Annotated in this window: 2 protein-coding genes; one reads left to right on the top strand and one right to left on the bottom strand. The window is 73.6% G+C overall.

The window, feature by feature from the left end; all coding sequences use genetic code 11:
- Positions 1-690: polysaccharide deacetylase family protein (locus ACWGIG_RS39065; RefSeq protein ID WP_453326468.1), on the top strand; the 690-nt coding region annotated here is incomplete at its 5' end.
- Between the two features lie 28 nt (positions 691-718).
- Here the strand turns inward: ACWGIG_RS39065 and ACWGIG_RS39060 are convergent.
- A partial coding sequence (locus ACWGIG_RS39060; RefSeq protein WP_453326467.1) for a sortase domain-containing protein occupies positions 719-1,019 on the bottom strand: 301 nt, incomplete at its 5' end.

The raw sequence follows: 1,019 nt of genomic DNA, 5'->3' as shown, positions 1-1,019 counted from the left end.
CCGCGGGCCGCGGCCCCGCTCAAGCCCTCCGCGTACCGGCTGCGGCCCATGACCGCATACGCGCCCCCGCAGCTCGGAAGCGCGCGCCCGCCCGTACGGCGCAGACCGTTCCTGCGGATGGAAGCGCCGGGCCGCACCATGGTCCTCACCTTCGACGACGGCCCCGACCCCCGCTACACCCCGGACATCCTGCGAACGCTGCGCCGGCACGGGGCGCGCGCGATGTTCTTCGTCTGCGGCGAGATGGCGGTCGACCACCAGGACCTGCTGCGCGAGATGGTCGACGACGGCCACGTGATCGGCAACCACTCCTGGTCGCACCCGCTGATGCCCAAGCTGTCCCGCTCCCGCATCCGCTCGCAGATGGAGCGCACCAGCGACGTGGTGGAGAAGGCGGTGCGGGAGGCGCCGCGCTGGTACCGGGCCCCCTACGGCGCCTGGAACCGGGCCTCCTTCGAGATCGGCGCCGACCTGGGGATGGAACCGCTCGGCTGGACCGTCGACACCCTCGACTGGACCGAGCCGGGCTCCTCCGCCATCATCCGCCGGGTGCGGGCCGGTGCGGGCGAGGGGGTCGTCGTCCTGTCGCACGACGCGGGCGGCAACAGGTCGGGCACCGTCCGCGCCCTGCGCACGTACCTCCCCGAACTCCTCGACGAGGGCTACCGGATCACGGTCCCGCACCCCTAGGCGGCGGCCGACTGCCGGCAGCCGGCGGCTAGCGGGTGGCCACGAGCCGGGCGAACACGACCACGTTCCCCGCGTAGCCGCTGTCCTTCGAGTAGCCGCCGCCGCAGGTGATCACCCGCAGCTCGGGGCGCCCGGTGCCGCCGTACACCCGGGCGCCCGGGAAGTCCTCCTTGGCGTAGACCTCCACCCCGTACACCTCGAAGACGGCGGTGCGCCCGTCGAAGCGGGCCACCTCCACCCGCTGGCCCTTCTTCACCGAGCCGAGACCGAAGAAGACGGCGGGCCCGGCGGCGTTGTCCACGTGCCCCACGACCACGGACGTGCCGTTC

The organism is Streptomyces sp. NPDC054863, from assembly GCF_053610825.1.
This window is presented reverse-complemented; position numbering and strand designations above follow the sequence as displayed.